The sequence below is a fragment of the Pseudomonas sp. TH06 genome (genome assembly GCF_016651305.1).
Classification (GTDB): Bacteria; Pseudomonadota; Gammaproteobacteria; order Pseudomonadales; family Pseudomonadaceae; genus Aquipseudomonas.
This window is the reverse complement of sequence record NZ_JAEKEC010000001.1, coordinates 2,237,809-2,261,471: the sequence shown is the minus strand read 5'-3', so window position 1 is coordinate 2,261,471 and position 23,663 is coordinate 2,237,809. Positions and strand designations below refer to the sequence as shown.

General features: G+C 57.3%; 30 protein-coding genes. 7 read left to right on the top strand and 23 right to left on the bottom strand.

Annotated elements, in window-relative coordinates:
- Genes JFT86_RS10190 through JFT86_RS29310 form a run of 3 tightly spaced genes read right to left on the bottom strand, consistent with a single transcriptional unit; the run spans window position 1 to window position 2,040 of the window.
- Window positions 1–759: an alpha/beta fold hydrolase gene (locus tag JFT86_RS10190; RefSeq protein WP_201236615.1), complete on the bottom strand. Its 759-nt coding sequence runs from the start codon at window positions 757–759 to the stop codon at window positions 1–3.
- On the bottom strand, window positions 749–1,858 hold the full coding sequence (locus JFT86_RS10185) for a DUF3182 family protein (protein WP_201236614.1): 1,110 nt from the start codon (window positions 1,856–1,858) through the stop codon (window positions 749–751). Before JFT86_RS10185 ends, JFT86_RS10190 begins: the two co-directional genes overlap by 11 nt.
- Window positions 1,859–1,908: 50 nt before the next feature.
- Entirely contained in the window at window positions 1,909–2,040 is a 132-nt protein-coding gene (locus tag JFT86_RS29310) for a hypothetical protein (RefSeq protein WP_277951925.1), read from the bottom strand.
- A gap of 208 nt (window positions 2,041–2,248) precedes the next feature.
- Between JFT86_RS29310 and JFT86_RS10180 the strand changes: the two genes are divergently transcribed.
- The 6 genes from JFT86_RS10180 (at window position 2,249) to JFT86_RS10155 (ending at window position 6,793) form a co-directional block, all read left to right on the top strand.
- Window positions 2,249–2,917 carry a YjfI family protein gene (locus JFT86_RS10180; protein ID WP_201236613.1) on the top strand — a complete coding sequence of 223 codons (669 nt, stop codon included), beginning with the start codon at window positions 2,249–2,251 and terminating at the stop codon, window positions 2,915–2,917.
- 17 nt (window positions 2,918–2,934) lie between these two features.
- On the top strand, window positions 2,935–3,633 hold the full coding sequence (locus JFT86_RS10175) for a PspA/IM30 family protein (RefSeq protein WP_201236612.1): 699 nt from the start codon (window positions 2,935–2,937) through the stop codon (window positions 3,631–3,633).
- 207 nt (window positions 3,634–3,840) lie between these two features.
- Complete coding sequence (locus tag JFT86_RS10170) at window positions 3,841–4,479, top strand: DUF2491 family protein (RefSeq protein ID WP_201236611.1); 639 nt, start codon at window positions 3,841–3,843, stop codon at window positions 4,477–4,479.
- 15 nt (window positions 4,480–4,494) lie between these two features.
- Window positions 4,495–4,920 (top strand): DUF350 domain-containing protein, encoded by a 426-nt coding sequence (locus tag JFT86_RS10165; RefSeq protein WP_201236610.1) that lies wholly within the window; start codon window positions 4,495–4,497, stop codon window positions 4,918–4,920.
- A 17-nt stretch (window positions 4,921–4,937) separates the two neighbouring features.
- Complete coding sequence (locus JFT86_RS10160) at window positions 4,938–5,633, top strand: DUF1190 domain-containing protein (protein ID WP_201236609.1); 696 nt, start codon at window positions 4,938–4,940, stop codon at window positions 5,631–5,633.
- A 2-nt stretch (window positions 5,634–5,635) separates the two neighbouring features.
- A complete protein-coding gene (locus JFT86_RS10155; protein ID WP_201236608.1) occupies window positions 5,636–6,793 on the top strand; it encodes a glutathionylspermidine synthase family protein in 1,158 nt (385 codons plus the stop codon).
- A gap of 76 nt (window positions 6,794–6,869) precedes the next feature.
- Here JFT86_RS10155 and JFT86_RS10150 read toward each other — a convergent pair whose 3' ends face one another.
- The 3 genes from JFT86_RS10150 to JFT86_RS10140 all read right to left on the bottom strand — a co-directional run bounded on the left by JFT86_RS10150 (window position 6,870) and on the right by JFT86_RS10140 (window position 10,287).
- Complete coding sequence (locus JFT86_RS10150) at window positions 6,870–8,075, bottom strand: acyltransferase (RefSeq protein ID WP_201231474.1); 1,206 nt, start codon at window positions 8,073–8,075, stop codon at window positions 6,870–6,872.
- Window positions 8,076–8,352: 277 nt separating this feature from the next.
- Window positions 8,353–8,880 (bottom strand): single-stranded DNA-binding protein, encoded by a 528-nt coding sequence (locus JFT86_RS10145; protein WP_201236607.1) that lies wholly within the window; start codon window positions 8,878–8,880, stop codon window positions 8,353–8,355.
- Between the two features lie 9 nt (window positions 8,881–8,889).
- Window positions 8,890–10,287 (bottom strand): MFS transporter, encoded by a 1,398-nt coding sequence (locus tag JFT86_RS10140; RefSeq protein WP_201236606.1) that lies wholly within the window; start codon window positions 10,285–10,287, stop codon window positions 8,890–8,892.
- Window positions 10,288–10,478: 191 nt separating this feature from the next.
- Here JFT86_RS10140 and uvrA point away from each other — a divergent pair, with 191 nt between their 5' ends.
- Window positions 10,479–13,313 carry an excinuclease ABC subunit UvrA gene (gene uvrA / locus JFT86_RS10135; RefSeq protein ID WP_201236605.1) on the top strand — a complete coding sequence of 945 codons (2,835 nt, stop codon included), beginning with the start codon at window positions 10,479–10,481 and terminating at the stop codon, window positions 13,311–13,313.
- A gap of 65 nt (window positions 13,314–13,378) precedes the next feature.
- Here uvrA and bfr read toward each other — a convergent pair whose 3' ends face one another.
- The 17 genes from bfr to rplE all read right to left on the bottom strand — a co-directional run bounded on the left by bfr (window position 13,379) and on the right by rplE (window position 23,650).
- A complete protein-coding gene (bfr, locus tag JFT86_RS10130; protein WP_103303763.1) occupies window positions 13,379–13,843 on the bottom strand; it encodes a bacterioferritin in 465 nt (154 codons plus the stop codon).
- A 149-nt stretch (window positions 13,844–13,992) separates the two neighbouring features.
- The gene (locus tag JFT86_RS10125; RefSeq protein ID WP_201236604.1) at window positions 13,993–15,447 is read right to left on the bottom strand and encodes a catalase; all 1,455 of its coding nucleotides are present in this window, start codon (window positions 15,445–15,447) and stop codon (window positions 13,993–13,995) included.
- 239 nt (window positions 15,448–15,686) lie between these two features.
- Window positions 15,687–16,073: a 50S ribosomal protein L17 gene (rplQ, locus tag JFT86_RS10120; RefSeq protein ID WP_003176402.1), complete on the bottom strand. Its 387-nt coding sequence runs from the start codon at window positions 16,071–16,073 to the stop codon at window positions 15,687–15,689.
- 42 nt (window positions 16,074–16,115) lie between these two features.
- On the bottom strand, window positions 16,116–17,117 hold the full coding sequence (gene rpoA / locus JFT86_RS10115) for a DNA-directed RNA polymerase subunit alpha (protein WP_003186012.1): 1,002 nt from the start codon (window positions 17,115–17,117) through the stop codon (window positions 16,116–16,118).
- Window positions 17,118–17,139: 22 nt separating this feature from the next.
- A complete protein-coding gene (gene rpsD, locus JFT86_RS10110) occupies window positions 17,140–17,760 on the bottom strand; it encodes a 30S ribosomal protein S4 (protein WP_003176404.1) in 621 nt (206 codons plus the stop codon).
- Between the two features lie 18 nt (window positions 17,761–17,778).
- Window positions 17,779–18,168, bottom strand: coding sequence for a 30S ribosomal protein S11 (gene rpsK, locus JFT86_RS10105; RefSeq protein WP_002555466.1), 390 nt, complete (start codon window positions 18,166–18,168; stop codon window positions 17,779–17,781).
- A gap of 30 nt (window positions 18,169–18,198) precedes the next feature.
- Complete coding sequence (gene rpsM / locus JFT86_RS10100; protein WP_003186020.1) at window positions 18,199–18,555, bottom strand: 30S ribosomal protein S13; 357 nt, start codon at window positions 18,553–18,555, stop codon at window positions 18,199–18,201.
- A gap of 130 nt (window positions 18,556–18,685) precedes the next feature.
- The gene (gene rpmJ, locus JFT86_RS10095; protein ID WP_002555468.1) at window positions 18,686–18,802 is read right to left on the bottom strand and encodes a 50S ribosomal protein L36; all 117 of its coding nucleotides are present in this window, start codon (window positions 18,800–18,802) and stop codon (window positions 18,686–18,688) included.
- Between the two features lie 27 nt (window positions 18,803–18,829).
- Window positions 18,830–20,158, bottom strand: coding sequence for a preprotein translocase subunit SecY (gene secY / locus JFT86_RS10090; RefSeq protein ID WP_003228718.1), 1,329 nt, complete (start codon window positions 20,156–20,158; stop codon window positions 18,830–18,832).
- Window positions 20,159–20,596, bottom strand: a complete 438-nt coding sequence (gene rplO, locus JFT86_RS10085) for a 50S ribosomal protein L15 (RefSeq protein ID WP_003228720.1) — start codon at window positions 20,594–20,596, stop codon at window positions 20,159–20,161.
- 3 nt (window positions 20,597–20,599) lie between these two features.
- Window positions 20,600–20,776, bottom strand: coding sequence for a 50S ribosomal protein L30 (rpmD, locus tag JFT86_RS10080; protein WP_003176408.1), 177 nt, complete (start codon window positions 20,774–20,776; stop codon window positions 20,600–20,602).
- Between the two features lie 2 nt (window positions 20,777–20,778).
- The gene (gene rpsE, locus JFT86_RS10075) at window positions 20,779–21,279 is read right to left on the bottom strand and encodes a 30S ribosomal protein S5 (protein WP_003176409.1); all 501 of its coding nucleotides are present in this window, start codon (window positions 21,277–21,279) and stop codon (window positions 20,779–20,781) included.
- A gap of 3 nt (window positions 21,280–21,282) precedes the next feature.
- Complete coding sequence (gene rplR / locus JFT86_RS10070) at window positions 21,283–21,633, bottom strand: 50S ribosomal protein L18 (RefSeq protein ID WP_003186037.1); 351 nt, start codon at window positions 21,631–21,633, stop codon at window positions 21,283–21,285.
- A 10-nt stretch (window positions 21,634–21,643) separates the two neighbouring features.
- On the bottom strand, window positions 21,644–22,177 hold the full coding sequence (rplF, locus tag JFT86_RS10065; RefSeq protein WP_003176412.1) for a 50S ribosomal protein L6: 534 nt from the start codon (window positions 22,175–22,177) through the stop codon (window positions 21,644–21,646).
- Between the two features lie 12 nt (window positions 22,178–22,189).
- Window positions 22,190–22,582, bottom strand: coding sequence for a 30S ribosomal protein S8 (rpsH, locus tag JFT86_RS10060; RefSeq protein ID WP_007966178.1), 393 nt, complete (start codon window positions 22,580–22,582; stop codon window positions 22,190–22,192).
- Window positions 22,583–22,791: 209 nt separating this feature from the next.
- Complete coding sequence (gene rpsN, locus JFT86_RS10055; RefSeq protein ID WP_003228726.1) at window positions 22,792–23,097, bottom strand: 30S ribosomal protein S14; 306 nt, start codon at window positions 23,095–23,097, stop codon at window positions 22,792–22,794.
- Window positions 23,098–23,110: 13 nt separating this feature from the next.
- Window positions 23,111–23,650, bottom strand: a complete 540-nt coding sequence (gene rplE / locus JFT86_RS10050) for a 50S ribosomal protein L5 (protein ID WP_003176415.1) — start codon at window positions 23,648–23,650, stop codon at window positions 23,111–23,113.
- Between the last annotated feature and the right edge of the window lie 13 nt (window positions 23,651–23,663).

Sequence of the window (23,663 nt, the reverse complement as noted above, 5' to 3'; positions counted from 1 at the left end):
TCATGAAGACTGGATGATGCTCAACCGCTCACCCACGACCATCTCGGTAATCCAGTCCACCAGAATCGACGTGTAAGCCTGCTGCGAAACCGGCTCGCTCAACGCATGATCCGCCCCATCGATAATCCGATGGGTGAGCGAGTGCGTCTGCTGGCACGCCGCGCGATAACTCATGATCGTCGCGTGCGGTACGTAGTCGTCGGTTTCCGATTCGACCAGCAAGACATCCCCGGTAAATTGCGAACAGGCGTGCAACGCACGGTTGCTGTCAGCGCGCACCAGCGTCGCTCGATAATCACGCAGATCAGCCTTGTCCAGATCGCGTTTGGGCGTGTGCCATTGTTCGTCGCGGTACAGCGCCGGGACCCGCAGTGCCAGCCAGCGCACCGGGCGCAAAGACGTCAGTATGGAAGCCAGGTAACCGCCATAACTGGTACCGACCACCGCAATCGCCGACGTGTCGAGCGCCGGGTGGGAAAGCAAGCGGTCGTAGGCCGCCAGCAGATCACGCAGATTGTCCTCGCGTGTCACTCGGCTCAATGAGATCCCGGTGCCGCCCGTGTGGCCGCGCAAGTCGAAGGTCAGGCATACACAACCCAGTCCGGCGATACCTTTGGCGCGCTCAAGGTCACGCTCCTGACTACCGCCCCAACCGTGGACAAACAACACCCCCGGCACCTTGGATTTGGGACTGAGAAAGGTCCCGCTCATCTGCTCGTCATCAATGTCGATTTGAATGCTTTCGCTTCTAGCCGTCATAAGATTTGACCGTTACGTATTTGAGGAGAAATTCGCTGTTCTCGGCCGGGCCGCGATACACCTCGATGGCGTCCGCCGGCAGCGGCTGATCGATATAGGTTTCCACCGAAGACACACGTATCGCGCGCATCGTCGGGTCGTTGACGAAACTTTGCAGCGCCGCCACTTCGGCACTGCTGGCACCACCCATGCGCCAGGATTGCTCGAGCACGCCGCTGCGGTTTTTACCGTTACTGTCCAACCCTTGGGCGATGTCGTAGTTGCGTCGCGAGGCGTAGAAGCGCGGGTAGGCTTCATCGGCGGCGCCATCGAAAACCTGCGCCTGCTCGATGGCCAGACGCACAGCGTCGGGCAGATCCAGCGCCAGCAGATCCTCGTAGCCGCCCTGCACCACCAGCAGATTCGAGCCGCCGTAGACTTCTTCGCCGTGGGCGTCCTCGGTCAAGTATTGATCACCGCAGTAGCTCAGCACTTTATCGCCGATGAATGACTGGCCGACGCTGTGGGTGATGACCTCGCTCAAGTCCTGCTCAAGCACTACGCCCTCGCGAAACAGCTGCTCGGCTTCTGGCCGGGCAAGAATTTCATCGAAGGCGTCGAGGCTTTTGATCACTTCCTGACCGCGACCGGCACAGGCGTGAACCGGCTTCAACCGAATCGACCCGCTGTACAGCAAATGCTCGGCAGCAGGCCGCGCATCCTCGAGGGAGAACACGCTGAGACCGTCGAGCACCACGTTGCGCACGCGTTCGGAAAACAGCGGTGACCAACCTTTCGGCGCGTGAGCCAGGTGGCTGCGCAGGCCATGGCTGATGGCTTTGGTGCAAATGAAATCGTGCTCGACGTAACCGCCCCACAGATCATCCGGTCCTTTGATGCCGAGCTCGTGAGCCTTGGCGGCACCAACAATGGTCTGCGTCGGTAATAGATACAGATCACGACCACGATGTTTTTCGGGGTCGTAGCTGCCGCCGAATTTGCAGCCGAGAATTTGCGCCAGCCATCGGGCCAAGGCCTTGTTGGTCTGTACTTCATGCTGGGGCGCGGCGGCACGCACGGAGTGAGCAACGACGGTTTTCTTGCGGAGTGTCGGGGTCATGCGTTTCCCCTTCCAGCGGCGCGGTGAATGTAGTGCAGAGGGTGCAGAGATCAGGCCAACGGGCGCACGGGGAAAATCATCGGGGAATCAGCACCTTGTCGAAGTCGTGCTGGCATCACGCCTGTTTCAATCTGCACGACCGCCTGTAAAACCCCGGCAAATTGCACGATCCACAGCATCATGCAGCCCCCTCCCACTCAAGTCATCGGTGTTTTCCCTGGCGGGGTCACACCAAACCGCCCGGATACCCACTTTTGCAAAACCCTACGCCTGCGACCTTTCTGGCGTTTTTGCGTGTGCCGAAAAAATCTCACGCGTGAGCCATTGATGGCATTTTGAATTGGTTGTAGTGTGCCTCACGCGTGAGATGTTCATAACGGAGTCATAGCCATGAAAAGCCCCTCCCCCGCGACTAAGTCTGGGAGCCCGAAGGGAGAGCGCTCGAAACCGTCCGCGAAGAAACCGTCGAGCTTCTATATGAAGCAGATGCGCGCGGGCCTGGCCGCCGCCGGTTATGTGAAACACGAAACTTGGGTGCTTCCCGAAAACCGAAGCGTGCTCAAGCAAATGGAGCAACAGCTACGCCAACCGATTCTGGCTGGCTCATTCATGTCGGAGAATTACATGAGCGCAGGCAACAACTGGAACATCGATAGCCTCTTCAACGCCCTCAAGGCACTGGACGAGGTGGCTTCGCAGGAGATCACGCTGTCGCTGATCCAGAGCTCCGAACCCAGCATCAAACTGGAAATGAACGAATTCGGCGGTCTGCCGATTCACATTGCCCTGGCCGGCGCCCAGATCATCGTCGACACCGTGCTGGTGGACATCGATTCGATCACCGACGTGCACGCCTTCAACGACGCCGTACTGCGCAGCCGGGAAATGTTCCCGCTGTCGTCCATCGGTATCGAGTCGATGCCGAACGGGCAGACTGTCTACAACATGTTTGGCGCCCTCAGCGCCGATTCGAGCCTGACCAACGTCGTCACCGAGGTGAAAACCCTGGTCGACAACGTGCAGCGCGCCAGCGAAGCCTTCGAACACTTCTTCAAGTAATCAACAGGGAATATCCAATGACTCAGTCCATCTGGAGCAAGTTGTTCACCGCGCTGCGCGGCGGCGCCAATGAAGTTGGCGAAGCCATCGTCGATCAACAGGCCCTGCGTATCCTCGACCAGGAAATCCGTGACGCCGACACCGCGCTGTCGAACGCCCGTCGCGAACTGGTCACTATCATGGCCAAGCACAAACTGGCCGCCGACCGCGTGAGCGAGTACGACGCCAAGATCAAGGATCTGGAAGCCAAGGCTGTCGCCGCACTGAACGCCGGTCGTGAAGACCTGGCGATGGAAGTTGCCGAAGCGATTTCCACCCTGGCCAATGACCTTGATGCCGAGAAAAAACTGAGCGACGAATTCGGCACCTACGCCGAAAACATGCGCAAGGACATCAACAAGGCCGAAGCGCGGATCAAGAGCCTGCGCCAGCAAGTGGACATGGCCAAGGCCCGTGACAGCGTGCAGAAGGCTCAGGTCAGCGCGTCCATCGCCAGCGGCGGCGCCAACGGCAAACTGGAGACCGCGGTCGGCACCCTCAACCGTCTGCAAGCCAAACAACAGCAACGGGCAGCCGAGCTGAGCGCGGCGGACGAGTTGGCTGATGCGTCGACCGGCAACGACCTGGAGCGCAAATTGCGCGACGCCGGGATCACGCCGAACGAAGGCAGCGCGAACGCGATCCTTGAGCGCCTGAAGCAGAAGTCCGCTCAGTAACACCTGCCCCTGTAGGAGCTGCCGCAGGCTGCGATCTTTTGATTCTGTTTTTACAAGCCAGATCAAAAGATCGCAGCCTGCGGCAGCTCCTACAGGTTTTTTGGGCTCGCAACATTTGTATTTTGCCTGCTCGTTCGTCCATCAGCCCGGTACACTAGCGGCGCTTTTTTACGACGAACACCTCCACCCGCCTCAAGGAATGTACCCATGGGATGGTTTAAAGACTTGCTGGGCACTACCGCTGCGCCAGCGCCTACAGTTGCCGATGGACCACTCGGCATGGCGCAAGGCAAAGGGGTCAGGTTCGATTCGACCCTGACGTTGTTGCTCGATGGTTCGAGCTCGGTACGCGTACCTGTCGATCAGGCAATCTGGAGCGCCGGCTGGGTCGACCTCGGCCAGTCGAACAAGCTGCGTCGCTACTACATGAATGACGAAGATTTCTGGTTGCAGATCCACGTCACCGGCGACGATCAGATCGAATCGGTCATCCTGTTCAACTACCTCAGTTACGTAACCGTCAACAGCGACGCCGAACTGCAGCGCCTCGCTGGCCCGAACAGTTTGATCGGCCTGCCGACCTACACCCACGAAGGGATCGAATACACCCGTGAGTGGGGCACCGAACAAGGTCAGACCGAACTGGTGCCGTTGACCGAGCAAGTGGTCAATCCGGACGAGAGTTACACCATCCAGCACCATTCGATGCTGTACGCCCGCGAGACCGGCCTGACCGATCGCCGCGAGCTGTTGCTGTTCTCGGTTGAACAGGACGAAGAAGGCACCGTCAGCCTGAGCACTTCGCTGGGCATTTCGCTGTATACGACTGACCTGAGCGCCATTTAACAAAGGAAGTTTTTCATGCTGGAAGTGCTGGCCGTTTCCCTGAACAAGACCGCTTTGACCGGTTTCGTCGTCTACCTGATCGGCGCCGTGCTGCTGTTCATGCTGTTTCAGTTTGTCTACACGCGCATCACCCCGCACAAAGAGTTCGAGCTGATCCGCGCCGGCAACACTGCCGCCGCCATCGCATTGGCCGGCGCAATCATAGGTTTCGCCATTCCCGCCAGCAACGTGATCGCCTTTTCGGTCAACGTCCTCGATTTCGTGCTGTGGGCGGTGATTGCCGCAGTTGTGCAACTGTTGGCATTTCTCGCCACGACCTTGGTGCTCAAAGGCACATCCCAACGCATCGCCAACGGTGAAGTAGCGTCCGGCATCTACGTGGCCGCTGTGGCGATCAGCGTCGGCATGCTCAACGCGGCGTGCATGACACCGTCCAACTGATCGGCAGGAAGCCTTAGATGAAACGAAGCAAATACGTTCAGTTGTCCCTCGCGGCGTCGGTGGCCATGGCCATTACCGGTGAAGCGGCGGCGGTGGATCAGCCGCGCAACTTCCAGAGCGTCGAGCAATGCGTCGATGCCGAGGTGGCCGCCGATGTCTGCTCGAACGCCTATGTGGCGGCACTGACCGAACACCGGCGTATCGCCCCGGCGTACGACGACAAGACCAAGTGCGACGAGGATTTCGCCGCCAACTGGTGTCAGAAAAATCCCGATGGCCGCTTCGTGCCGAAACTCGGCGGTTTCAAAGTCCCACAGAAAGCAGAAGCCGCGCAGGACCTCGACGCCATTGCCGATGCACCAATGCCGGCGGACGACACGACCACGACGCACGCGACCCAAACCACCACGCACTATTCCGGCGGTGGTGGTGGCGGAAATGGCTGGCTGAGCGGCTGGCTGGTCGGCAACGCGATGAGCAACAACTCGAATCGTACGGTTTACCGCGACCGCGATACGCGGCAGACCTACGACACCTCGACTCAAAACCGCAAAATCGAATCGGCGCCGCGCAGTCAACCGGATTACGAAAGCAGTAAAAGCAAACCGGTGAACGTTGCATCGTCGACGTCCCGTGGCGGCTTCGGCAGCCAGTCCAGCGCCCGCAGCGGTTGGGGTGGCTGGGGTAGCAGTTCCGGCCGATCGAGTAGCTGACGATGAAAAAGATCCACTGCGCCGAGCGCCCGGACTGGAAACAGACCGCCGAGAGCCTCGGCTTCATGTTCCATACCATCGACGACGAGCCCTATTGGGACGAGCGCGCTTACTACCAGTTCACGCTCGCGCAGATCGAAAACGACCTGGAGGATCCGACGACCGAACTGCACGAGATGTGCATGGACCTGGTCGATCGCGTCGTGCACAGCGAGGAGCTGCTGGATCGCCTGAGCATTCCGGCGTCGTACTACGACATGATCCGCACTTCCTGGCTGGAAGGTCATCCGCATCTGTACGGACGCATGGACTTTTCCTACAGCGGCAACGGCCCGGCAAAACTGCTGGAGCTCAACTACGACACCCCGACCAGCCTTTACGAAGCGGCGGCGTTCCAGTGGGGCTGGCTGGAGCAGTGCATCGAGCGCGGCACACTGCCCCGCCATGCCGACCAGTTCAACAGTATCGACACCAAGCTGCATCAGGCCTTCGCCGAGTTGCAACTGAAGCGGCCGTTCTATTTCGCGTCGATGAAAGACTCGGTTGAAGACAAAGGCACCACGGACTACCTGCGACTGATCGCGGAAACGGTCGGCATCGAATCGCGGCACATCGACATCGAAGACATTGGCCTGACGGCTGCCGGGCGCTTTGTCGACCTTGAGGATCGCTGGATCCCGCACCTGTTCAAGTTGCACGCCTGGGAGTTCATCTTCCACGAACCGTTCGGCGCGGCGATTGCCGACTGCGACACGCAGTTTTTTGAACCGCCGTGGAAGGCGATCCTGTCAAACAAAGGCGCGCTTCCGTTGCTCTGGGAGCTGCACAAGGGTCATCCGAATCTGCTCGCAGCGCACCTCGATCCGAACCCGGCCAGCGCCGTGCCCAAGGGCTGGGTGCGCAAACCGTACTTTTCCCGGGAAGGCGCCAACATCGAGCTGCAAACCGCTGACGGGCTGATCGTCAAAGAAGACGGGCCTTACACCGATGCGCCGTTCATCCTGCAGGAGTTTGCGCCGCTGCCGAAGTTCGATGACAGCTACACGCTGATCGGCTCCTGGGTGATTGGCGATCAGGCGGCGGGGATTGGCGTACGCGAAGACAACAGTTTGATCACCAAGGATTCGAGCCGGTTTCTGCCGCATCTGATCCTCGACTGATCATCCAGGCGCAACAAATGCGCGCATGAAAAAGCCGTAGCGTTGAGGCGCTACGGCTTTTTTGTGTCTGCCTGGGCTACGACAGTTCAGTTGTACGCGTTGGCACCTGCGCCGGGACTTCTTGCCTGGCGGGTTCCGCTGAGGCGACCCCGGCCATTCGGCGACGGGAGATCTCCGCCCCCCGACGACGCAACGGTGTTTCGACAAACCGATAGTTCAATTCGCTGCACACCAGCATGATCAACAAAGACGTGAACACGAGTTCAAGGGTGTAGCCCGGGCCCAGCGTCGTACCACTGGAAGCCGCGACGCGCGTCCAGATTTCGGTGCTCAGGTGATACGCGAAGATGTGCACGACGTACAACGCGTAGGAACGTGAGCCCAGCCATTCGAACAGCCCACGCAACAGCGCCGGGCAATAGATGTAACCCTTCTGGTAACTGGCCAGCCACACCGTGATCGCCGTAGTCACCGCCACCAGACCAAATGCGATTGGCACATTGATCATTTGGCCCGAGATAGCGCCCAGCATGTACAGCAGAAACAGCGTAACCCCCAAGCGCTTGAGGAGGCTGCCGCCGAGGGCGACCGGTTCAATCTCCCTGTACAGCGAGGTGCGCGAGAACAGGCAGAGCACGATCCCCCACATCATGGCGTCCATACGGAACGAGAACAGCAGGGGCGCAGGCGGCGCGCCAAAGCCGTTACGGTCAAAGCCGAACTGCAAGGCAATCAGCGCCAGCAAGATGATCAGACGCCAGCGCGTCGACGTGACCAACAGCAGAAACAACGGAAAGATGAAGTAGAACTGCTCTTCCAGCGCCAGGCTCCAGTACACCGAGTTAGGCCCCAGAAGCGTGCCGTGCAGATTCGCCAGGTTGCCGGTGAAGGTGGCGACCGCGGTAAAACTGCGCAGATTGTCGAACCAGGACTGAAAGGCGTTGGACTGGTTGAAAAATATGGAAAACGCCAACGGTATCAGCACCCACAGCCAGGCTGTCGGCAGAAGACGATAGGCCCGTCTGATCCAGAAGGACGTGGCGGCAAGGCCGAACCGGTTCTGCTCACGGTTTTTGTCGAAGTAATCAAGGTAAGCCTTGCTGACGACATAACCCGAAATGCAGAAGAACAGATCCACCCCGGTCCATGGCGAATAGATGCTGAACACCTTCAGGATGTACATATCGTAGAACGGCAGCAGTTGCGGCAGATGGGTGAAAATCGTCATGACGATGGCCGCGCCACGCAGATACTCGATTTCCTTATTCTTGATACTGCTCATCGGATTCTCTTGTTGTTGTGAATGACCAGGCGCCTGATCGACAGGATCTGTTGCGGGTGAAATGAACACGCCTGCCCGTTGTCGGGACGGATCATGGAACGGCTTGCCCTCGCCTTCAAGGGCCTCATCGAAACTTTGATGCCAACGGTTTGCAGGGGACGTACGCATTCGCCGTGACGTGGCGTCGATGACAGAGGCATTTTCAGTCCGCCAAAACGACAAAACCCCCGCAATGCGGGGGTTTTGTACTCAAGCCAGACAACGGCTCAAGCGGGTATCAGAACGGGATATCGTCATCGAAGCTGTCGAAATCCGGAGCCGGTTGCGGTGCGGCCTGCTGTGGAGCCGGGGCCGAACGCTGTTGCGGAGCCGACTGCTGCGGACGCTGAGCCTGTTGGCGTGGAGCGGCCGGAGCGGACTGCTGGTAGTTATTGCCACCGCCTTGTTGGTCGCCCTGTTGTGGACGGCCGCCGAGCAGTTGCATGGTGCCTTGCATGTCGACCACGATTTCAGTTGTGTAACGCTTGATACCGTCTTTTTCCCACTCGCGGGTCTGCAGCTTGCCTTCGATGTAAACCTGCGAACCTTTACGCAAGTATTCACCGGCGATCTCGGCCACCTTGCCGAACATCGACACACGGTGCCATTCGGTCTTCTCGACCTTCTGACCGGTTTGCTTGTCGGTCCATTGTTCGCTGGTGGCCAGACTCAGGTTGGTCACGGCGTTACCGTTAGGCAGGTAGCGAACTTCGGGATCCTGGCCGCAAGTGCCGACCAATATGACTTTGTTAACCCCACGGGCCATAACGTTCTCCTAGGCTTCGCAAGCAGCCCCGGCCGGGTTGTTCACCAGGCGTTCGAGGGTGTCGCGATCCACTAATTCTTTGTCCAGTTTGATGTAAACAGCCGCTTCATCAGCAACTATCACTGCATCTGTTACCCCCACGAGGGCCTTGAGGCGCTCGACCAGACCCGCTTCGCGGATCGCCTCGGGCGACAACGGCAAGCGCAGGCTCGTCACGTAGGGAGGTTCGCGCATGGTAACAGCAAAGGCCAGCCAGATGGCAGCCAGACCGGCACATCCGAGGAACACAACCGACAGACCGCCATGCTGAAACAGCCAGCCGCCGAGAATCCCGCCGAGTGCCGAACCGAGGAACTGGCTGGTGGAATACACGCCCATGGCCGTGCCCTTCCCGCCCGCCGGTGAAACCTTGCTGATCAGCGACGGCAATGAGGCTTCCAGCAGATTGAACGCGGTGAAAAATACCACCGTGCCGATCACCAGCGCCCGCAAGCTGTCACCGAACTGCCAGAAGAATAGCTCAGTGAGCATCAGCGTCATGACGGCGCCGAGCAAAACTCGTTTCATTTTGCGTTTCTTCTCGCCATAGATGATGAACGGGATCATGGCGAAGAACGAAATCAGCAGCGCGGTGAGATAGACCCACCAGTGCTGCTCCTTGGGCAAACCGGCTTTTTCCACCAGCGCCAGAGGCAACGCGACGAAGCTCGACATCAACATGGCATGTAACACAAAGATGCCCAGATCAAGGCGCAGCAGGTCCGGATGCTTGAGTGTCGGCATCAAGGCCTGACGCGCGACACCGGACTCACGATGCTGCAACGGCCCGGTGGATTTGGGCACCATGAACATGATGATCAGGATACCCACCAGCGCCATGCCACCAGTGGCAAGGAACAGGCCGGACAAACCGAATGCACGGGTCAGCAACGGCCCGACGACCATGGCCACCGCGAACGACAGGCCAATGGTCATGCCGATCATCGCCATCGCTTTGGTGCGGTGCTGCTCACGGGTCAGGTCGGAGAGCAACGCCATGACCGCCGCGGAAATCGCCCCGGCGCCCTGCAGGATCCGGCCGGCGATCACGCCCCAGATCGAATCGGCCTGCGAGGCCAGCACACTGCCGAGGGCGAAGACGATCAGCCCCAGATAAATTACCGGGCGACGTCCGATGCGGTCGGAAATGATCCCGAACGGAATCTGAAAAATCGCCTGGGTCAGGCCGTAAGCACCAATGGCCAACCCGATCAGGGCCGGGGTCGCGCCCGCCAGATCCATCCCATAGGTCGCCAGTACCGGCAACACCATGAACATGCCCAGCATACGGAAGGCGAACACCAGGGCCAGACCGCTCGCCGCGCGGGTCTCGCTGCCACTCATGCGTTCGCTGTGGGGATCGTGCATGGAAAAACCTCGTGTGAACCGGCGGCGATTCTACCAGTCCCATCGAAAGACGGGGTATATCGCGACGCTTTGCCACGCATAGATGAAACTCTCTTCATGCAGCGCAAAAAACGCTGTGCTTGATAGTGTGCATCCATCCAGTATTTGCCCGTATACTCCTACGTTTTCGACGCCCGCCGAGCGAGGCCACTTTGGACAAGATCCTGATACGTGGGGCCCGTACCCACAACCTGAAGAACATCGACCTGACCCTGCCACGGGACAAACTGATCGTCATCACCGGCTTGTCCGGATCCGGCAAGTCGTCCCTGGCGTTCGACACGCTGTACGCCGAAGGCCAGCGCCGCTATGTCGAATCGCTGTCGGCCTATGCCCGGCAGTTCCTGTCGATGATGGAAAAACCCGATGTCGACACCATCGAAGGGCTGTCACCGGCAATCTCCATCGAACAGAAGTCGACCTCGCACAACCCGCGCTCCACGGTCGGCACCATCACCGAAATCTACGATTACCTGCGCTTGCTCTATGCACGCGTCGGTACGCCGCGCTGCCCGGATCACGACATTCCGCTGGAAGCACAGACTGTCAGCCAAATGGTCGATCTGGTGCTGGCGCAGCCTGAAGGCAGCAAACTGATGCTGCTCGCCCCGGTGATTCGCGAGCGTAAAGGCGAGCATCTGTCGGTGTTTGAAGAGCTGCGTGCGCAGGGCTTTGTTCGCGCCCGGGTCAACGGCCGGATCTGCGAGCTCGACGAATTGCCGAAACTGGATAAACAGAAGAAGCATTCGATTGATGTGATCGTCGACCGCTTCAAGGTTCGCGCCGATCTGCAGCAACGTCTGGCCGAGTCCTTCGAGACCGCACTGAAACTGGCCGACGGTATCGCCCTGGTGGCACCGATGGACGACGAGCTGGGCGAAGAAATGATCTTCTCCGCGCGTTTCGCCTGCCCGATCTGCGGTCATGCGATCAGCGAGCTGGAACCGAAGCTGTTCTCCTTCAACAACCCGGCCGGCGCCTGCCCGACTTGCGATGGCCTGGGCGTTAAACAGTTCTTCGATATCAAACGACTGGTCAATGGTGACCTGACGCTGGCCGAAGGTGCGATTCGCGGCTGGGACAGGCGCAACGTTTATTACTTCCAGATGCTCGGCTCACTGGCCTCTCACTACGGCTTCAGTCTGGAGGTGCCGTTCAACGAACTGCCGGCCGATCAGCAGAAATTCATCCTGCACGGCAGCGGCTCGCAGAACGTCGACTTCAAATACCTGAACGACCGTGGCGATATCGTCAAACGCTCGCATCCGTTCGAAGGCATTGTGCCCAACCTTGAGCGCCGCTACCGCGAAACCGAATCGGCGAGCGTGCGTGAAGAACTGGCCAAGTTCCTCAGCACCCAATCCTGCCCGGATTGCCGCGGCACTCGCCTGCGTCGTGAAGCACGGCACGTTTGGGTGGGCGAAAAAACGCTGCCGGCGGTCACCAACCTGCCGATCGGCGATGCCTGTGAGTACTTCGCCGAGCTGAAGATGACCGGCCGTCGCGGCGAGATCGCCGACAAGATCCTCAAGGAAATCCGCGAGCGTCTGCAGTTCCTGGTCAACGTCGGGCTTGATTATCTGTCGCTGGATCGTAGTGCTGACACGTTGTCCGGGGGTGAGGCACAACGGATTCGTCTGGCCAGCCAGATCGGCGCCGGCCTGGTAGGCGTTCTGTACATCCTCGACGAACCGTCCATTGGTCTGCATCAGCGCGATAACGACCGACTGCTCGGCACGCTCAAACATCTGCGCGACATCGGCAACACGGTGATCGTGGTCGAGCATGACGAAGATGCAATTCGTCTGGCTGACTATGTCGTGGATATCGGACCGGGCGCCGGTGTGCATGGTGGTCAGATCGTTGCCGAAGGTACGCCCGCCGAAGTCATGGCGCACCCGGACTCCCTCACCGGCAAATACCTGTCGGGCCGGGTGAAGATCGAAGTGCCGGCCAAACGCACGCCGCGTAACAAGAAGCAGGTTCTGGCCCTCAAGGGCGCGCGCGGTAACAACTTGCGCAACGTCGACCTCGAGATTCCGATTGGCTTGCTCACTTGCGTGACTGGCGTGTCCGGCTCGGGCAAGTCGACGCTGATCAACAACACGCTGTTCCCGCTGAGCGCCACTGCCCTCAATGGCGCAACTACGCTGGAAGCTGCGGCACACGACAGCATCAAAGGTCTGGAGCATCTCGACAAAGTCGTCGATATCGACCAGAGCCCGATTGGCCGAACCCCGCGATCCAACCCGGCGACTTACACCGGCCTGTTCACACCGATCCGTGAGTTGTTCGCTGGCGTGCCTGAGTCACGCTCCCGTGGTTACGGCCCGGGGCGTTTCTCGTTCAATGTCAAGGGTGGACGCTGCGAAGCATGCCAGGGCGATGGCTTGATCAAAGTGGAAATGCACTTCCTGCCGGACATCTACGTGCCGTGCGACGTGTGCAAGAGCAAGCGCTACAACCGCGAAACCCTTGAGATCAAATACAAGGGCAAGAGCATCCACGAAACCCTCGAGATGACCATCGAGGAAGCCCGGGTGTTCTTTGATGCAGTGCCGGCGCTGGCGCGCAAGCTGCAAACGCTTATGGATGTCGGCCTGTCGTACATCAAGCTCGGGCAGTCGGCCACGACTCTGTCCGGCGGTGAAGCGCAGCGAGTCAAGCTGTCTCGCGAGCTGTCCAAACGCGACACCGGCAAGACCCTGTACATCCTCGATGAGCCGACCACCGGTTTGCACTTCGCCGATATCCAGCAATTGCTCGATGTGCTGCACCGCCTGCGCGATCACGGCAACACCGTTGTGGTGATCGAGCACAACCTCGACGTGATCAAAACGGCCGACTGGCTGGTGGATCTCGGACCGGAGGGCGGCTCCAAAGGTGGGCAGATCATTGCCACCGGCACGCCAGAGCAAGTGGCCGAGATGAAGCAATCTCACACCGGCCATTACCTCAAGCCGTTACTGATCCGCGATCGGGCTTAAACGCTGACCATGAAAAAGCCCCTGTCACTTCATCAGTGACAGGGGCTTTTTTGTATCTACGGCAATCAGGTATGAGATTGCAGGTAGTTCTCGAGACCGATCAGCTTGATCAGGCCCAACTGCTTTTCCAGCCAGTAGGTGTGATCTTCTTCAGTGTCGTTGAGTTGAACCCGCAAGATCTCACGGCTGACGTAGTCTTTGTGCAGTTCGCACAACTCAATGCCTTTGCACAGCGCGGCGCGAACTTTGTATTCGAGGCGCAGATCCGCTTCGAGCATCTCCGGCACGGTAGTGCCGACATCCAGATCGTCCGGACGCATGCGTGGCGTGCCTTCAAGCATCAGAATGCGGCGCATCAACGCATCAGCGTGACCGGCCTCTTCTTCCATTTCATGGTTGATTCGCTCGTAGAGCTTGGTGAACCCCCAGTCCTCATACATCCGCGAATGAACGAAATATTGGTCACGCGCGGCCAGTTCGCCGGTCAGCAACGTGTTGAGGTAATCGATTACGTCTGGGTGGCCTTGCATCGCCCTACATCTCCCTGCTTGAAAGTCTGTAGTTTGAACCAACATGACTGGAAGGTCACTCACTTAGCGCAATAAAAGCGAAGATATTCTTAGAAAAGCAGCCTAAATAACGCAAAAACCGCCCAAATGAGGGCGGTTCTGCTTCTCGTTTAGACTTCGTTAAGCTGTACGTTGAGCAGCTTCGCGATTGCTTCTCCATACGCCGGATCGGCTTTGTAGAAATGCTGCAACTGGCGATCGACGACATCACTGGAAACACCGCCCATCGCACCAGCGATGTTGCTCACCAGCAGCGCTTTTTGATCGTCGCTCATCAGACGGAACAGCGCGCCGGCATGGCTGTAGTAATCAGTATCCTCACGGTGATCGTAACGATCCGCTGCACCACTCAGGGCCAATGCCGGCTCAGCGTAATGCGGCGCTTGCTTCGGCGATTCGATGTAGCTGTTCGGCTCGTAGTTAGGCGCCGAACCACCATTGCTGCCGAACGCCATCGAGCCATCGCGCTGGTAGGTATTCACCGGGCTGCGTGGTGCGTTGACCGGCAGTTGCTGGTGATTGGTACCGACACGGTAGCGGTGCGCATCGGCGTAAGCGAATACACGGCCCTGAAGCATGCGATCTGGCGACAGACCGACACCCGGCACCATGTTGCTCGGACCAAATGCCGCTTGCTCGACCTCGGCGAAGTAATTGAGCGGATTACGGTTCAGTTCAAGCTCACCGACTTCGATCAGCGGAAACTCTTTCTGCGACCAGGTTTTGGTCACATCGAACGGGTTCTCATAATGCGCCGCCGCTTGAGCTTCGGTCATGATCTGGATGCACACGCGCCATTTTGGGAAGTCCCCGCGCTCAATGGCTTCGAAAAGATCGCGTTGTGCGTAATCAGGATCAGTGCCCGCCAGGCGTGCTGCGTCTGCTGGCGCGAGATTCTTGATCCCTTGCTTGGTCTTGTAGTGCCACTTGACCCAATGACGCTCGCCTTGAGCACTGATCAGGCTGTAAGTGTGACTGCCGAAGCCGTGCATGTGACGGTAGCCGTCCGGGATGCCGCGATCAGAGAACAGAATGGTCACCTGGTGTAATGCTTCAGGCGAATGCGACCAGAAATCCCACATCATTTGCGCACTTTTCAGATTGCTCTGTGGGAGGCGTTTCTGTGTATGGATGAAGTCCGGGAATTTCAGCGGATCACGGATGAAGAACACCGGCGTGTTGTTGCCGACGATGTCCCAGTTGCCTTCTTCGGTATAGAACTTCAGTGCGAAGCCACGCGGATCACGTTCGGTGTCAGCGGAACCGCGCTCGCCCCCCACAGTGGAGAAACGCAGGAACGTCGGGGTCTGCTTGCCGACCGATTCAAACAGCTTGGCGCTGGTGTATTGGGTGATGTCCTGAGTGACAGTGAAAGTACCGTAAGCACCCGAGCCTTTAGCGTGTACACGACGCTCAGGGATGTTTTCACGGTTGAAGTGAGCAAGCTTCTCGATCAGATGAAAGTCATCGAGCAGCAACGGGCCACGAGGGCCGGCGGAGCGAGAATTCTGGTTATCAGCGACAGGTGCGCCACTGGCGGTCGTAAGCGTTTTGATCTGGCTCATACGGTCTTCTTCCTCTGTCAGTCTTGAAACTGCCGGCTAATCGGCTTGCTGGGAAGTATTGATCATCCAAGTGACAGCCACAAATTCATTAACTTGTAGACATCGATAGATAATTACTAATTATGTTTCTCAGCACATAGTGACAACAGAAGGTGTCGGAAGCTTGTACGAACAGCGCATTTTCTTGCAGACACAAAAAACCGGGCACTAGGCCCGGTTCTTTGTTTCAGACTGACGTCTTACTCGGCGGATACAGCTTCGCCAGCAGTAGCACGATCAACCAACTCGACGTACGCCATAGGCGCGTTGTCGCCAGCGCGGAAACCGCACTTGAGGATGCGCAGGTAGCCACCCTCACGGGTAGCATAACGCTTGCCCAGGTCGTTGAAGAGCTTACCAACGATAGCTTTCGAACGAGTACGGTCGAAAGCCAGACGGCGGTTAGCCAGGCTGTCTGTCTTAGCCAGAGTGATCAGCGGCTCGGCAACGCGGCGCAGTTCTTTGGCTTTTGGCAGAGTAGTTTTGATCAGCTCGTGCTCGAACAGCGACACCGCCATGTTTTGAAACATGGCCTTGCGGTGCGAGCTGGTGCGGCTCAGGTGACGACCACTTTTACGATGACGCATGGTTCATTCCTTACCAAACACTACGTTCGGTGATTACGACGATCAGGCAGTCGCCTTGTCGTCCTTCTTAAGACTTGCAGGCGGCCAGTTGTCGAGGCGCATGCCGAGGGACAGACCGCGGGAGGCCAGAACGTCCTTGATTTCAGTCAAGGATTTCTTGCCCAGGTTCGGAGTCTTCAACAGCTCTACTTCGGTACGCTGAATCAGGTCACCGATGTAGTAGATGTTTTCCGCCTTAAGGCAGTTAGCCGAACGTACAGTCAGTTCCAGATCGTCAACCGGGCGAAGCAGGATCGGATCGATCTCGTCTTCCTGCTCGACAACCACTGGCTCACTGTCACCTTTGAGATCGACGAACGCAGCCAACTGCTGTTGCAGGATGGTTGCAGCGCGGCGAATAGCCTCTTCAGGATCCAGAGTACCGTTGGTTTCCAGATCAATAACCAGCTTGTCCAGGTTGGTACGCTGCTCGACACGGGCGTTTTCCACCACGTATGCGATACGGCGAACCGGGCTGAACGAAGAGTCGAGCTGCAAGCGACCGATGCTGCGGCTTTCGTCTTCATCGCTCTGACGCGAGTCGGCTGGTTCATAACCACGACCACGAGCTACGGTGAGCTTCATGTTCAGGGCGCCGTTAGACGCCAGGTTAGCGATTACGTGATCGGGATTAACGATCTCGACATCATGATCCAGCTGAATATCGGCAGCGGTAACCACCCCCGAACCCTTCTTCGACAAGGTCAGCGTAACTTCGTCACGACCGTGCAGCTTGATGGCCAGACCTTTAAGGTTCAACAGGATTTCAATTACGTCTTCCTGTACACCTTCGATGGCGCTGTACTCGTGGAGCACACCGTCAATCTCGGCCTCGACTACTGCGCAGCCGGGCATTGAGGACAACAGGATGCGTCGCAGCGCGTTGCCCAGGGTGTGGCCAAAACCACGCTCGAGAGGCTCGAGAGTGATCTTGGCGCGGGTTGGACTGACAACCTGCACATCAATATGGCGGGGTGTCAGGAACTCATTTACCGAAATCTGCATGGATGCACCTATTTTCTAGCCCTTACTTGGAGTAGAGCTCGACAATCAGGCTTTCGTTGATGTCGGCGGACAGATCACTGCGAGCAGGAACGTTCTTGAAAACGCCCGACTTCTTCTCAGTGTCTACTTCTACCCATTCTACGCGGCCACGTTGGGCACACAGATCGAGAGCTTGGACAATGCGAAGTTGGTTTTTTGCTTTCTCGCGAACTGCAACCACGTCACCAGCACGAACCTGATACGACGGAACGTTTACGGTCTGACCGTTAACGCTGATCGACTTGTGCGATACCAGCTGACGGGATTCGGCACGAGTCGAACCAAAGCCCATACGGTATACAACGTTGTCCAGACGGCATTCGAGCAGTTGCAGCAGGTTTTCACCAGTTGCACCTTTCTTGCCAGCAGCTTCTTTGTAGTAGCCGCTGAACTGACGCTCGAGAACGCCGTAGATACGACGGACCTTCTGCTTTTCACGCAGTTGGGTGCCGTAATCGGACTGGCGACCGCGGCGTTGGCCGTGGATACCAGGTGCTGCTTCAATGTTGCACTTCGATTCGATCGCGCGCACGCCGCTCTTCAGAAAGAGATCGGTGCCTTCGCGACGAGCGAGTTTGCATTTTGGACCAATGTAACGAGCCATTCTTTACAATCTCCTGGATTACACGCGGCGCTTCTTCGGCGGACGGCACCCGTTGTGCGGGATTGGCGTCACGTCGGTGATGCTGGCGATCTTGTAGCCACAGCCGTTCAAAGCGCGGACTGCGGATTCACGACCTGGACCTGGACCCTTGACGTTAACGTCGAGGTTTTTCAGGCCATATTCCAGCGCAGCTTGACCAGCACGTTCAGCAGCTACTTGAGCAGCAAACGGGGTGGACTTGCGGGAACCGCGGAAACCCGAACCACCGGAGGTAGCCCAGGAAAGAGCGTTACCTTGACGGTCGGTAATGGTCACGATGGTGTTGTTAAAAGATGCATGGATGTGGGCGATGCCATCAACCACTGTCTTTTTAACTTTTTTACGAGGACGAGCAGCAGGTTTTGCCATGATTAAATTCCTGTCGATTCGCTGGGGCGATTACTTGCGGATCGGCTTACGCGGACCTTTACGGGTACGCGCGTTGGTCTTGGTACGCTGACCGCGTACTGGCAGACCACGACGATGACGCAGACCGCGATAGCAACCGAGGTCCATCAAGCGCTTGATTTTCATGTTGATTTCGCGACGCAGGTCACCTTCAGTGGTGAACTTCGCCACTTCGCCACGCAGCTGTTCAATTTGCTCGTCGCTCAGATCTTTGATCTTTGCTGCTGGGTTTACCCCAGTCACTGCACAGATCTTCTGCGCAGTAGTGCGACCAACACCATAGATGTAGGTCAGCGAGATAACAGTATGCTTGTTATCTGGAATGTTAACGCCTGCAATACGGGCCATTCAGTGGGACTCCAATTGACAGCTACCTACGCCCCGGAAGCCAAGAAATAGGGCGCGAGATAATATCGCTGTAATAACAAATAATCAACCCGGTAGCGCACTAGCTACCGGGCTTGAAGCACAATCACACTCAGCCTTGGCGCTGTTTGTGACGCGGTTCCGCGCTGCAAATTACTCGAACAACACCTTCGCGGCGAATAATCTTGCAGTTACGGCACAGCTTTTTCACCGATGCACGAACTTTCATCACCAACTCCTCGAACCTTATGGGTACTCAGCGCAACATGCCGCTGCCGTAACCCTTCAGGTTGGCTTTCTTCATCAGGGATTCGTACTGGTGCGAAACGAGGTGCGATTGTACTTGGGACATGAAGTCCATCACAACCACGACCACGATCAGCAACGAGGTCCCGCCAAGGTAGAACGGAACGTTTGCTGCAACCACCAGGAACTGGGGCAACAAGCACACGGCCGTCATGTAAAGAGCACCGAACATGGTCAAGCGAGTCAGAACGCCATCAATGTAGCGCGCAGACTGCTCACCTGGACGGATGCCCGGAATAAAGGCACCGGACTTCTTCAGGTTTTCCGCTACGTCTTTCGGATTGAACATCAACGCCGTATAGAAGAAGCAGAAGAAAATAATCCCTGCACTAAACAGCAGAATATTCAACGGCTGACCAGGAGCGATCGACTGCGAGATGTCCTGCAACCAGCCCATACCTTCAGACTGACCAAACCAGGCACCCAACGAAGCCGGGAACAGCAAAATGCTGCTCGCGAAAATAGCCGGAATAACACCGGCCATGTTCACCTTCAGCGGCAAGTGGCTTGTCTGCGCTGCAAAAACCTTGCGGCCCTGCTGACGCTTGGCGTAGTGAACAGCAATACGACGCTGACCACGCTCAATGAACACCACGAAACCGATAATCGCTACTGCCAGCAAACCGATGGCAACCAAGGCGAAGATGTTGATATCACCCTGACGCGCAGACTCGAAAGACTGCCCGATTGCTCTCGGAAGACCGGCGACGATACCCGAAAAAATCAACATCGAGATACCGTTGCCTACACCACGCTCAGTAATCTGCTCACCCAGCCACATCATGAACATCGCGCCAGCCACAAATGTGGATACCGCGACGAAATGGAAGCCAAAGTCACCAGTGAACGCAACGCCCTGCCCCGCCAGACCAATGGACATGCCAATAGCCTGAACGAGAGCGAGGACGACGGTGCCGTAGCGGGTGTACTGGCTAATCTTGCGACGGCCAGCTTCACCTTCCTTCTTCAACTGCTCCAGCTGCGGGCTGACGGCGGTCATCAGTTGCATGATGATCGATGCCGAAATGTACGGCATGATCCCCAGTGCAAAGATGCTCATCCGTTCCAGCGCGCCGCCGGAGAACATGTTGAACAAGCTAAGAATGGTCCCCTCATTCTGTCGAAACAGGTCTGCGAGTCGGTCCGGGTTGATACCTGGAACCGGGATGTGTGCGCCTATTCGGTAGACGATAATCGCCAGGAACAGAAAACGCAGACGAGCCCAGAGTTCAGACATACCGCCTTTGCCGAGCGCAGAGAGAGCACCTTGCTTAGCCATTTATTCCTCGAACTTGCCGCCAGCTGCTTCGATAGCCGCACGCGCACCTTTGGTGGCGCCGATTCCCTTGCCGATAGTGACAGCGCGAGTCACTTCACCGGACAGCATGATTTTCACACGCTGTACGTTGACGTTGATCACGTTGGCATCTTTCAGGGACTGCACGGTGACGATGTCGCCTTCCACTTTAGCCAGCTCGGACAGACGCACTTCTGCGCGATCCATGGCTTTCAGGGAAACGAAACCGAACTTCGGCAGGCGACGATGCAGCGGCTGTTGACCGCCTTCAAAGCCTGGAGCAATGGTGCCACCGGAGCGGGAGGTCTGACCTTTGTGACCACGGCCACCAGTCTTACCCAAACCGCTACCGATACCACGGCCCGGACGATGCTTTTCGCGACGGGAACCCGGCGCTGGACTCAGATCATTGAGTTTCATCGATTAACCCTCGACACGCAGCATGTAGTAAGCCTTGTTGATCATCCCGCGATTCTCGGGAGTATCCTGGACTTCTACAGTGTGACCGATGCGACGCAGACCCAGACCCTTAACGCACAGTTTGTGGTTAGGGATGCGGCCGGTCATGCTTTTGATCAGCGTTACTTTAACGGTAGCCATGATCAGAAGATCTCCTTGACAGTCAGACCACGCTTGGCAGCGATGGACTCAGGAGATTGCATAGCCTTCAAACCCTTGAAAGTGGCGTGAACCACGTTTACCGGGTTAGTCGAGCCGTAGCACTTGGCCAGAACGTTCTGAACGCCAGCAACTTCGAGGACGGCACGCATAGCGCCACCAGCGATGATACCGGTACCTTCAGAAGCAGGCTGCATGTACACCTTCGAAGCGCCGTGAGCGGACTTCATTGCGTACTGCAGAGTGGTGCCGTTCAGGTCAACTTGAATCATGTTGCGGCGAGCAGCTTCCATTGCCTTCTGGATCGCAGCAGGCACTTCACGCGACTTGCCACGGCCGAAGCCAACACGCCCTTTACCATCACCAACCACGGTCAACGCGGTGAAAGTGAAGATACGGCCGCCTTTTACGGTTTTGGCTACGCGGTTAACTTGAACCAGCTTCTCAATGTAGCCTTCGTCGCGCTTTTGGTCGTTATTTGACATAACTTAGAACTCCAGCCCAGCTTCACGAGCAGCATCAGCCAGCGCTTTAACGCGGCCGTGGTACTTGAAGCCAGAGCGGTCGAAAGCCACTTGCGAGACGCCAGCGGCCTTAGCACGCGTAGCGACCAGCTGGCCAACCTTTGTGGCCGCGTCGATGTTGCCAGTGGCGCCATCACGCAGTTCTTTATCCAAAGTCGAGGCGCTTGCCAGGACTTTGTTGCCGTCGGCCGAGATGACCTGGGCGTAGATGTGCTGCGACGAGCGGAACACGCAGAGACGCACGACTTCGAGTTCGTGCATTTTCAGGCGTGCTTTGCGAGCGCGACGCAGTCGAGTAACTTTTTTGTCGGTCATTTGCTATGCCCTACTTCTTCTTGGCTTCTTTACGACGGACGACTTCGTCCGCGTAGCGCACACCTTTGCCTTTGTACGGCTCTGGTGGACGGAAGTCGCGGATCTCAGCAGCCACTTGACCTACCAGCTGCTTGTCGATGCCCTTGATCAGGATATCGGTCTGGCTAGGAGTCTCAGCGGTGATGCCTTCCGGCAGTTCGTAATCCACTGGGTGCGAGAAGCCAAGGGCCAGGTTCAAAACCGTGCCTTTTGCTTGCGCCTTGTAACCAACACCGACCAGCTGGAGCTTGCGCTCGAAGCCTTGGCTTACGCCTTGGACCATGTTGTTTACCAACGCACGCGTGGTACCGGCCATTGCGCGAGTTTGTTGATCGCCATTGCGAGCAGCGAAACGCAGCTCACCAGCTTCTTCAACGATCTCAACGGACGAATGGATGTTCAGTTCAAGAGTACCCTTGGCACCCTTCACCGAAAGCTGTTGGCCTGCGAATTTTACTTCGACACCGGCTGGCAGCTTAACGGGGTTCTTAGCGACGCGAGACATGCTTATCCCCCCTTAGAACACAGTGCAAAGAACTTCGCCGCCGACACCGGCAGCGCGCGCAGCACGATCCGTCATCACACCTTTGTTGGTGGAGACGATAGACACGCCAAGACCGCCACGAACTTTCGGCAGATCTTCAACGGACTTGTACTGACGCAGGCCTGGACGACTAACGCGCTTCACTTCTTCGATAACCGGACGGCCTTCGAAGTACTTCAGCGAGATGGACAACGACGGCTTAGCGTCGGTGGTGATCTGAAAATCCGCGATGTAACCTTCGTCCTTCAGGACTTTTGCTACAGCCACCTTCAGCGTGGAAGACGGCATGCTTACGACAGACTTTTCAGCCATCTGGGCATTACGGATTCGAGTTAGCATGTCCGCTAACGGGTCCTGCATACTCATGGGCTAGACGCTCCTAATACAGAAAAATTAGCCTTGCGGCTACTACTTGTCGCCGAGAATTTCCGGGCATGAAAAACACGGGCTCAGGCGAGCCGGTCATTCTAGACACACCCCAGAAATGAATCAAGCCCCAAAAGGGGCTTGATTCAGATTCAAGGCCACCGATGGTCAGGTTCTTGCGAACCCGACCATCAAGGCTTTGACAACGATTACCAGCTGGCTTTAACCAGACCTGGAACGTCACCACGCATTGCAGCTTCACGCAGCTTGTTACGGCCAAGGCCGAACTTGCGGTAAACGCCGTGCGGACGACCAGTCAGGCGGCAACGGTTACGCATGCGCGAAGCGCTTGCGTCACGTGGTTGCTTCTGCAGAGCTACGGTAGCTTCCCAGCGTGCTTCTGGACTTGCGTTCAGATCGACGATGATAGCTTTCAGCGCTGCACGCTTGGTGGCGTACTTGGCAACAGTGAGCTGACGCTTCAGCTCACGGTTTTTCATGCTCTTCTTGGCCATTTTCCTACTCCAATCAGTTGCGGAACGGGAATTTGAAAGCACGCAGCAGAGCGCGGCCTTCATCATCGTTCTTGGCAGTGGTGGTCAGGGTAATGTCCAGACCGCGGAGAGCATCGATCTTGTCGTAGTCGATTTCCGGGAAAATGATCTGCTCTTTCACGCCCATGCTGTAGTTACCACGACCATCGAAGGACTTGGCATTCAGGCCGCGGAAGTCGCGAACCCGAGGCAGGGAGATCGACAGCAGACGATCCAGGAACTCGTACATACGCTCACGGCGCAGGGTCACTTTGACGCCGATCGGCCATCCTTCGCGGACTTTAAAGCCAGCGATGGATTTACGAGCGTAGGTCACAACGACTTTCTGGCCGGTGATCTTTTCCAGGTCAGCAACAGCGTGCTCGATGACTTTTTTGTCACCAACAGCTTCGCCCAAACCCATGTTCAGGGTGATTTTTGTAACGCGTGGAACTTCCATCACGTTCGAAAGCTTAAGTTCTTCCTTAAGCTTCGGTGCGATTTCCTTCCAGTAAATCTCTTTTAGTCGTGCCATGGTCTTCTACCTA

What these genes read in the sequence shown, in the direction of transcription:
- rpmJ (WP_002555468.1), bottom strand. Translation starts at nt 18,802, where the DNA reads ATGAAAGTTCGTGCATCGGTGAAAAAGCTGTGCCGTAACTGCAAGATT.
- rpoA (WP_003186012.1), bottom strand. Translation starts at nt 17,117, where the DNA reads ATGCAGATTTCGGTAAATGAGTTCCTGACACCCCGCCATATTGATGTG.
- secY (WP_003228718.1), bottom strand. Translation starts at nt 20,158, where the DNA reads ATGGCTAAGCAAGGTGCTCTCTCTGCGCTCGGCAAAGGCGGTATGTCT.
- JFT86_RS10160 (WP_201236609.1), top strand. Translation starts at nt 4,938, where the DNA reads ATGAAACGAAGCAAATACGTTCAGTTGTCCCTCGCGGCGTCGGTGGCC.
- JFT86_RS10140 (WP_201236606.1), bottom strand. Translation starts at nt 10,287, where the DNA reads ATGCACGATCCCCACAGCGAACGCATGAGTGGCAGCGAGACCCGCGCG.
- rplR (WP_003186037.1), bottom strand. Translation starts at nt 21,633, where the DNA reads ATGACCGACAAAAAAGTTACTCGACTGCGTCGCGCTCGCAAAGCACGC.
- JFT86_RS29310 (WP_277951925.1), bottom strand. Translation starts at nt 2,040, where the DNA reads ATGATGCTGTGGATCGTGCAATTTGCCGGGGTTTTACAGGCGGTCGTG.
- JFT86_RS10190 (WP_201236615.1), bottom strand. Translation starts at nt 759, where the DNA reads ATGACGGCTAGAAGCGAAAGCATTCAAATCGACATTGATGACGAGCAG.
- JFT86_RS10155 (WP_201236608.1), top strand. Translation starts at nt 5,636, where the DNA reads ATGAAAAAGATCCACTGCGCCGAGCGCCCGGACTGGAAACAGACCGCC.
- rplF (WP_003176412.1), bottom strand. Translation starts at nt 22,177, where the DNA reads ATGTCTCGCGTCGCTAAGAACCCCGTTAAGCTGCCAGCCGGTGTCGAA.
- rpsK (WP_002555466.1), bottom strand. Translation starts at nt 18,168, where the DNA reads ATGGCAAAACCTGCTGCTCGTCCTCGTAAAAAAGTTAAAAAGACAGTG.
- bfr (WP_103303763.1), bottom strand. Translation starts at nt 13,843, where the DNA reads ATGCAAGGCCACCCAGACGTAATCGATTACCTCAACACGTTGCTGACC.
- JFT86_RS10150 (WP_201231474.1), bottom strand. Translation starts at nt 8,075, where the DNA reads ATGAGCAGTATCAAGAATAAGGAAATCGAGTATCTGCGTGGCGCGGCC.
- JFT86_RS10175 (WP_201236612.1), top strand. Translation starts at nt 2,935, where the DNA reads ATGACTCAGTCCATCTGGAGCAAGTTGTTCACCGCGCTGCGCGGCGGC.
- JFT86_RS10185 (WP_201236614.1), bottom strand. Translation starts at nt 1,858, where the DNA reads ATGACCCCGACACTCCGCAAGAAAACCGTCGTTGCTCACTCCGTGCGT.
- rpsM (WP_003186020.1), bottom strand. Translation starts at nt 18,555, where the DNA reads ATGGCCCGTATTGCAGGCGTTAACATTCCAGATAACAAGCATACTGTT.
- rpmD (WP_003176408.1), bottom strand. Translation starts at nt 20,776, where the DNA reads ATGGCTACCGTTAAAGTAACGCTGATCAAAAGCATGACCGGCCGCATC.
- JFT86_RS10145 (WP_201236607.1), bottom strand. Translation starts at nt 8,880, where the DNA reads ATGGCCCGTGGGGTTAACAAAGTCATATTGGTCGGCACTTGCGGCCAG.
- rpsE (WP_003176409.1), bottom strand. Translation starts at nt 21,279, where the DNA reads ATGTCAAATAACGACCAAAAGCGCGACGAAGGCTACATTGAGAAGCTG.
- rplE (WP_003176415.1), bottom strand. Translation starts at nt 23,650, where the DNA reads ATGGCACGACTAAAAGAGATTTACTGGAAGGAAATCGCACCGAAGCTT.
- JFT86_RS10180 (WP_201236613.1), top strand. Translation starts at nt 2,249, where the DNA reads ATGAAAAGCCCCTCCCCCGCGACTAAGTCTGGGAGCCCGAAGGGAGAG.
- rplQ (WP_003176402.1), bottom strand. Translation starts at nt 16,073, where the DNA reads ATGCGTCATCGTAAAAGTGGTCGTCACCTGAGCCGCACCAGCTCGCAC.
- rpsH (WP_007966178.1), bottom strand. Translation starts at nt 22,582, where the DNA reads ATGAGTATGCAGGACCCGTTAGCGGACATGCTAACTCGAATCCGTAAT.
- JFT86_RS10170 (WP_201236611.1), top strand. Translation starts at nt 3,841, where the DNA reads ATGGGATGGTTTAAAGACTTGCTGGGCACTACCGCTGCGCCAGCGCCT.
- rpsN (WP_003228726.1), bottom strand. Translation starts at nt 23,097, where the DNA reads ATGGCCAAGAAGAGCATGAAAAACCGTGAGCTGAAGCGTCAGCTCACT.
- rpsD (WP_003176404.1), bottom strand. Translation starts at nt 17,760, where the DNA reads ATGGCTCGTTACATTGGTCCAAAATGCAAACTCGCTCGTCGCGAAGGC.
- rplO (WP_003228720.1), bottom strand. Translation starts at nt 20,596, where the DNA reads ATGAAACTCAATGATCTGAGTCCAGCGCCGGGTTCCCGTCGCGAAAAG.
- JFT86_RS10165 (WP_201236610.1), top strand. Translation starts at nt 4,495, where the DNA reads ATGCTGGAAGTGCTGGCCGTTTCCCTGAACAAGACCGCTTTGACCGGT.
- JFT86_RS10125 (WP_201236604.1), bottom strand. Translation starts at nt 15,447, where the DNA reads ATGAGCCAGATCAAAACGCTTACGACCGCCAGTGGCGCACCTGTCGCT.